This window comes from Longimicrobium sp. (assembly GCF_036399255.1).
Classification (GTDB): domain Bacteria; phylum Gemmatimonadota; class Gemmatimonadetes; order Longimicrobiales; family Longimicrobiaceae; genus Longimicrobium.
The window spans coordinates 1-7198 of the sequence record NZ_DASWNM010000030.1 but is presented as its reverse complement, the minus strand read 5'-3'; the positions used below and the strand labels follow the sequence as shown (position 1 = coordinate 7198).

The 7198-nt window shown below is 70.5% G+C and carries 5 protein-coding genes; 3 read left to right on the top strand and 2 right to left on the bottom strand.

The window, feature by feature from the left end; all coding sequences use genetic code 11:
- The first annotated feature begins 388 nt into the window (after positions 1 to 388).
- Together VGC13_RS05300 and VGC13_RS05295 are read left to right on the top strand one after the other, a co-directional pair.
- A complete protein-coding gene (locus VGC13_RS05300) occupies positions 389 to 766 on the top strand; it encodes a hypothetical protein (protein ID WP_331124175.1) in 378 nt (125 codons plus the stop codon).
- A 231-nt stretch (positions 767 to 997) separates the two neighbouring features.
- Positions 998 to 1510, top strand: a complete 513-nt coding sequence (locus VGC13_RS05295) for a hypothetical protein (protein WP_331124174.1) — start codon at positions 998 to 1000, stop codon at positions 1508 to 1510.
- 290 nt (positions 1511 to 1800) lie between these two features.
- On the opposite strand, the gene VGC13_RS05290 is transcribed toward VGC13_RS05295, so the two are convergent.
- Positions 1801 to 3252, bottom strand: coding sequence for a pitrilysin family protein (locus tag VGC13_RS05290; RefSeq protein ID WP_331124173.1), 1452 nt, complete (start codon positions 3250 to 3252; stop codon positions 1801 to 1803).
- A gap of 11 nt (positions 3253 to 3263) precedes the next feature.
- Positions 3264 to 4619 carry a pitrilysin family protein gene (locus VGC13_RS05285; protein ID WP_331124172.1) on the bottom strand — a complete coding sequence of 452 codons (1356 nt, stop codon included), beginning with the start codon at positions 4617 to 4619 and terminating at the stop codon, positions 3264 to 3266.
- 743 nt (positions 4620 to 5362) lie between these two features.
- Between VGC13_RS05285 and VGC13_RS05280 the strand changes: the two genes are divergently transcribed.
- A complete protein-coding gene (locus VGC13_RS05280) occupies positions 5363 to 6613 on the top strand; it encodes a DEAD/DEAH box helicase (protein WP_331124171.1) in 1251 nt (416 codons plus the stop codon).
- The last annotated feature ends 585 nt before the right edge of the window (positions 6614 to 7198 follow it).

The following is a 7198-nucleotide window of genomic DNA, read 5'->3' as shown; positions in this document are numbered from 1 at the left end:
GAATTCGCGGTTGGGAAAACGCGAAGTCCGCCTTCGCGGACGGGTGCAGCGCGATCTGTGCTCAGCAGGTGCATTCCGCGCGCCGGCCGCCGGGCGAATGAATTCGCGGCTGGGAAAACGCGATGTCCGCCTTCGCGGACGGGTGCAGCGCGATCTGCTCAGCAGGTGCAGCCCCGCGCCGTTCGCGGGGCTTCCCGCTTTTCCAGCCGCGGGTTCACCCGCCCGACACCACACCCCGCTCGACACCTCGACCCGCCTGACACCGGCAACCCGGCCCGACACACCTCCGCGCTCTGCTCGCATCCGCCACGCGGTTCCAATCACCCCTTCACCCCTTCACCCGTTCACTCCTTGCGCCCCCCGCCCTCCATCGCACAAACTTGAACGCGTGAGCCGCGAACTCCTCTCCCTCGTCCTGCTGCTGCTGGCCGTCTTCGGCGTCCTGGCGCTGGTGTCGCGCCTGGGGCGCGAACTGACGCGCCTGGCCCTGAACGCCGCCGAGGCCACCGCCGCCACCGGCCTGGCCGAGGTCAGCGAGCGCCGCGGCGACATCACCGGGCTGATGGAGCGCCGCGCCGCCGCCCAGACGCTGCGCCGCAACCGCCGCCGCACCCTCGCCGGCGTGGCGGCGTTCCTCCTGCTGCTGGCCATCCCGCCCTTTGCCGGGCTCGCGCGCGAGGTGTACGCCGCCTGCGCGCTCCTCTGGTTCGTCCCCGCGCGGCGCCTGCGTCCGCGCATGCCGGTCCAGGCGCCCGAGCAGCCGTAGCCGTCCGCATCCTCTTCGCGGCGCGTTTCCATCGTCATCATCCAACCGCACCTGTCCCGCGGGCGGGAACGGCCCCGTCCCCGCCCGAGGACGGTTGCGCCGGTGACACCGTATCAGAATCCAGAAAACCCAAGCAGTTGCTTATGTGATTGCGATTTCGTGACTTGGCATCGCTGTTGCTCGTCTGGCGTACCGAGATTCGGAGCATCTACCGAACATGGAGCCACACAGATGAGCATCACCCGGTTCAACCTTCCGCTCGCCTTTGCGCTGGTCGCGGCGCTTTCCGCGTCGCCCGCGGTGGCGCAGAAGAACAAGAACGACGATCGCGATCGTGACCGCGACCGCCGCGAGCAGCGCGACGAGCCGCGCTTTGAGCGCCGCAGCGAGCGGCGGGTGCCGCCGGGCTGGTGCCAGGGCCGCGGCAACCCGCACAACACCGCGGCCAACTGCCGCTACAACAGCCGCTCGCGCGAATGGGAGCGCTACGACGACCGCGACCGCCGCTGGGAAACGCGCACCACGTACGAGCGCGGCACCAGCACGCGGACCAACACGCGCTACGACGACCGCAACAGCGGCTCGTACGATTCGTCGCACCGGTCCTTTCACGCCACGCACGACCGCCAGTGCCGCGAGCGCGCCGCGCAGCGTCCGCTTGACCTGCGCTACCAGGTGCAGGTGCGGCAGGAGTGCCGGGCCATCCACGAGGACTTCCACCGCCGGTGGGGCATCGCCCACTGATCCGGCGGTCGAGTCGAACGACCGTTGAACGAAGAGCCCTCCCCCGCGCGCCGGGGGAGGGCTTTCGTCCATCCATCCACAAACATCACTACGTCCGGATTCCCACCGGGCCAGCGGAGCGACGGAGATGCTTCCCCCCCGACTCCGCTGACGCCGACTGAGTTCCCCACCTGCCGCGCAGACCCCGGCTGATGGACCTTGACCAGCAGTAGCGGCATCCGGCCCGCCGTTGCCGGCTGTCCCCTGTCCCCTAATTCCCTATTCCCTATTCCCTGTCAGGCCTTCTTCCTTCAGCCCCCGCCGGCGGGCTGAAGCGTCGCGGGATCCACCGGACGCCCCTCCACGTCGAACACCGTCACCGGCGCGATGGGGCGAAGGCGCCCCAGCACCTGCGTGGCGTCGCCGACGACGACGAGCACCGCGTGGTCCGGCTGCAGGTACTGCCCGGCGACGCGCCGCACGTCGGCCGCGGTCACGGCGGCCACGCGCTGCGGGTACTGCGTCAGGTGCTCCGCCGGCAGCCCCAGCAGCCGCGTGGCGGCCAGGCTGGAGGCCGCCTGCGCCGGCGTCTCGACGGTGCCGGGGAACGAGGCCACCAGGTAGCTCTTGGCCCGGTCCAGCTCCTCCTGCGGCACCGGCTCGGCGCGAATGCGGCGCAGCTGCACCATCAGCTCCGAAAGCGCGCTGTCGGTTACCGCCACGCGCACGTCGGTGCTGGCCGAAAAGGCGCCGCCGCCCAGCAGGCGGCTGAAGCGCGAGCGGGCGCCGTACGTCCAGCCGTGCTGGCCGCGCAGCACCATTTCGAGCCGCGAGTCGCCGCTCAGCCCCAGCACCATGTTCATCACCTGGACCGCGTAGTAGTCCGGGTTGTCGGGCGTGAGCCCGGGGTGCCCCACGAACAGCGACGACTGCACCGAGCCGGGGCGGTGCACCAGGTAGATCTCGGCCCGCTCCCGCGCCGGCGGGGCGGGATACGCGTCCGCCGGCGCCGCGCCGCCCGACCACTGGCCGAAGAAGCGGCCGGCCATCTCCCGCGCCTGCGCCGGCGTCACGTCGCCCGAAACCACCAGCATGGCGTTGCGCGGGACGAAGTGCGCGCGGTGAAAGGCCGCCACGTCGTCGCGCGTGATCGCCGACACCGTCGCGGGAACGGAGCGCCGGCCGTACGGGTGCGCCGTGCCGAACGCCTGCCGCTCGAACGTCCGCGACGCCAGCGTGGCCGGGCTGCCCAGCGCGGCGCGCAGAGCGGCCAGCTGCTGCCCGCGCACCGTCTCCAGCTCCTCCGCGGGAAAGGTGGGGCGCAGCACCACGTCGCTCAGCAGCTCGAAGGCCAGGGGAAGCTGGTCGCTCAGCACGTTCACGCTGGCCGTCAGGTTGTCCTGGTCCACGTCCGCGACGATGGAGCCGCCCACACCCTCCACCGTATCGGCGATCTGCACGGCGGTGCGGGTGGTGGTCCCCTTGTCCAGCAGCCCGGCGGTCATGGCCGCCACGCCCAGCTTGTCCTCCGGGTCCGAGGACGAACCGGAGCGGACGTACAGGTTCAGGTTGGCGACCGGCAACGCGTGGTTTTCCACCACCAGAATCCGCAGCCCGTTGGGGAGCTCCGACTCGGTGAAGGTGGGAAAGCGCACCGGGCGCTGCTCCATGGGGGGCGGCGGCGAGGCCTGCGCGGCCGCCACGGCGGGAAGCACGCCGGCCAGCAGCGCCGGCGCGGCCAGTCGAATCAATGTCTGCTTCATCGAAAGCCTCCTTACTGGCCGCGGCCGGGAAGGGTGATGACGACGGCGCGGTTCTCGGGGCGCAGGTACTGCCGCGCCACCCGCTGCACGTCTGCCGCGGTCACCGCCATGTAGGGGTCCATCGCCGTGCGGATGGTCGCCGGGTCGCCGAAGTAGAGCGTGTACCGCTGCAGCGCCTCGGCTTTGCCCATGGCCGTTTGCATGGAGCGGATGAAGCGGGCGCGCGTCTGGTTCTTGGCGCGCTGCAGCTCCGCGTCCGTCACCCCGCCGCTCACCACGCGGGCGATCTCCTCGTCGATCAGCTGCTCCAGCCGGCCGGCGTCCACCCCCTGGTTGCCGCGGGCGAGGGCCTTCACCACCCCGGGGCCGCGGCGCAGGTCGGGGAAGAGCACGGCGACCGAGGCGGCGCGCTCCTGCTTCACCAGCCGCTGGTTGAAGCGCGAGCTGGTGCCGCCACCCATGATGATGCCCAGCAGCTCCAGCGCGTAGCTGTCGGGGTGGGTCAGCGGCACCGCGCCGTAGGTGGCCATGATGGCCGGCAGGGTGGCGTTGGCGTCGCGGATGGTGTCGCGCCGGGGCAGGTTGCGGAACGGCTCGTTGCACTCCACCGGGGGCGGCGCCGGGCCGGACGGAATCGTGCCGAAGTACTCCTGCACCAGCCGCCGCGCCGCGGCGGCTTCGAAGTCGCCCACCAGGGTGAGGGTGGCGTTGTTGGGCGCGTAGTAGGTACGGAAGAACTGCTGCACGTCCTCGATGCGCGCGGCGTTCAGGTCATCCATCGATCCGATGACCGAGTGCCCGTAGGAAAAGCACCCCTGCGGGTCGTACGGGCCGGTGGAGGACAGGAGCAGCGAGGCGCCGTACGGGGCGTTGTCGATGCGCAGCCGGCGCTCTTCCTTTACGATCTCCTGCTGGTTTGCCAGCTGCTCGCTCGTCACGTTGAGCGCGCGCATGCGGTCCGCCTCCAGCCACAGCGCCAGGTTCATGCGGCTGGGCGGCACCACCTGGTAGTAGTTGGTGCGGTCCTCGTTGGTGCTGGCGTTCAGGTTGCCCGCCCCGGCCGCGCGCAGCAGCCGCGAGTGCTCGCCCTGAGGCGCGTTCTCGCTTCCCTCGAACATCATGTGCTCGAACAGGTGGGCGAACCCGGTGCGCCCCTCCCGCTCGTTGCGGCTGCCGACGTCGTACCAGAGGTTCACGGCCACCACGGGGGTGGCGGGATCGGGCGCCAGCACCACGCGCAGGCCGTTCTGCAGCCGGTACGTCTCGAAGGGAATGTCGACGGTCGATGCGCCCTGCGCGGCCGCGGGCGCCGCGGCGGCCAGCACCGCCAGCGCCAGAGCCAGCGCCCGGGCGGGGGATGGGATCATGCAGCCTCCATCGATGGGCCACGGGGGCGGTTGCCGCCGTGGCGATTGTGCCGGCCCCGCGCCCGCGCGGTGCGGGCGGAGCGTGGCCGGGAGTGGACACACCAGTTTGCCGCCGATGCGGGATTTTTAGCAAGGGCGGGCGGGGTGCGCCGGGTGGGATGGGGAGGGGGATGCATCTCATCGAGCGGCCGGCTCCGGTGCGGCCCGCGGGCGCCCCCTCCGGGCTCGCATTACTCGCCCACCTCCCCCAAAACTGCTGGGGGAGGTTGGGGCAGGGCAGGGACCAGCAGCTCGACGAACGGGATCGAACTGCGCCCGCGGGGGTGCCCCTCCCCCGGCCCCTCCCCGCTCGTTCCTCACGGAGAGGGGAGAATTCGATCCCGTGTTGACGGCCACTCATTGCCGTCTTACTCACAACCGGCAACGTGGCAGGTACTTGCCTCTGCCCCACACCCGCCTGTCCGCGAAGGCGGACTTCGTGTGGTTGTTGCAGCGAATTCATTCGCCATTGCCGCAGGTGAGGGCCCCCGCCGATGCCGGTGTTGGGGGATGTGGACGAAAAGCAGCTCCACACATGGCGCAAAACGTCAACTCCTGTTAAATTACGGGGTTTACGTGAAAAAGCGCGAAAACAGAAAACCACACGCGATGCAATCGGACCCGGAAGTGAAGAGCCCGGGCCACTGCAGACACACTCAAGGAAACGAATGCGATTCACCGAGTTGAACCTCGCACCGGAGCTGGTGCGTAACGTTACCGAGCTGGGCTACGAGACGCCCACGCCGATTCAGCAGCAGGCAATCCCCCCCGCCCTCGAAGGCCGCGACGTGCTGGGCCGGGCCCCCACGGGCACCGGCAAGACGGCCGCGTTCATCCTTCCCACGCTGCACCGCCTGCGCGGGATGGAGGGGCTGCGCTGCCTGGTGCTGTGCCCCACCCGCGAGCTGGCCATCCAGGTGGCCGACAACGCCCGCCAGTACGCCCGCGGCAGCGAGCTGTTCGTGGGCCTGGTGTACGGCGGCACCAAGGTGGATGCCGACATGCGCGACCTGCGCGCCGGCGTCGAGATCCTGGTGGGCACGCCCGGCCGGGTGAACGACCACCTGGAGCGCGGCAACCTGGACCTGTCCAACGTCGAGGTGCTCGTCCTGGACGAGGCCGACCGCATGCTGGACATGGGGTTCAAGCCCCAGATCGACCAGATCCTGCGCCGCTGCCGGCGCACCGGGCGCCAGACGCTGTTCTTCAGCGCCACCATGCCCAACTCCGTAAAGTCGCTGGCGTACGAGATGCTGCGCGACCCGGTCACGGTCGAGGCGGCCCCCAAGGTCACCACCGCCGAGGGCGTGGAGCAGTTCGTCTACCCCGTGGAGACCAGCAAGAAGACCGACTTGCTGCTGCGCATCCTCAAGCAGCCCGAGGTCACGACGGCGCTGGTGTTCAGCCGCACCAAGTTCGGCGCCGACCGCATTGGCTCGGCGGTGGCGCGGGCGGGGCTCAAGGTCGAGATCATGCACAGCGACCGGAACATGACCCAGCGCGTGCGCGCGCTGGAGGCGTTCCGCGCCGGTGAGGTGCAGGTGCTGGTGGCCACCGACGTGGCGCAGCGCGGCATCGACGTCGAGGGCATCAGCCACGTCATCAACTACGACGCGCCCAAGGATCCCGAGGGCTACGTGCACCGGGTGGGCCGCACGGCGCGCGCGGGTGAGAAGGGCGTGGCCATGACCTTCATGTCGGGCGGCGAGATCGGCGACGTGGCGGCGGTGGAGCACCTGCTGGGCTACCGCATCGCGCGGGTGAACGTGCCCGGCTTCAGCGTCTTTGCCGACGAGAGCACCGGCGAGTTTGGCGAGGAGCAGGTGACCACGGTCACCATGCCCGAGTCCAAGAAGGAGGCGCGCGCCTCGCGCGGCCGCCGCATGGGCAAGCACGCCTCCAAGGAGCTTTCGCCCGAAGAGCTGCAGAAGCTGTTGGGCGTCAGCGCGGCCTGATCCGCGGGCGCCGGCTTCGGCCGGTGCCGACTGGGCGGATCGACGGCGTAAAAGCTGGATCGGCGGCGAGAAGAAGGGGCGGTTCCTGCGCGGGACCGCCCCTTCTTTGCGTCGCCGGCGGGCGCCCCCTCCGGGCTCGCATTACTCGCCCACCTCCCCCAAAACTGCTGGGGAGGTTGGGGTGGGGCAGGGATGGGGGTGGTTCGAAGGGGGTCGAGCTGCGTCGGCGGGCGCCCTCCACCCCGGCCCTCCCCCGCAAACAGCGCGGGGGAGGGTGACGCGCCCGACAGATTATCCGGAGCGGGATCGAATCCTCCTCTCCCCCATGCAGTTTATGGGGGAGAGGCCGGGAGGAGGGGGGCGCCCGCGGACGCAGCCCGGACCCGTCCGCAGCGCGATCGAATTCTCCCCTCTCCGTGAGGAACGAAGGGGGTGGGGCCGGGGGAGGGGGGCGCCGTCGGACGCAGCTCAATCCATGTCGCCGATCCCCAGTCCCTGCCCCACCCCAACCTCCCCAGCAGTTTTGGGGGAGGTGGGCGAGTAATGCGAGCCCGGAGGGGGCGCCTCGCCGACGCAGTGAGGTCC

Bases quoted from the DNA above. Each gene is read 5' to 3' on its own strand.
- VGC13_RS05290 (WP_331124173.1), bottom strand. From the start codon at position 3,252: ATGAAGCAGACATTGATTCGACTGGCCGCGCCGGCGCTGCTGGCCGGC.
- VGC13_RS05285 (WP_331124172.1), bottom strand. From the start codon at position 4,619: ATGATCCCATCCCCCGCCCGGGCGCTGGCTCTGGCGCTGGCGGTGCTG.
- VGC13_RS05295 (WP_331124174.1), top strand. From the start codon at position 998: ATGAGCATCACCCGGTTCAACCTTCCGCTCGCCTTTGCGCTGGTCGCG.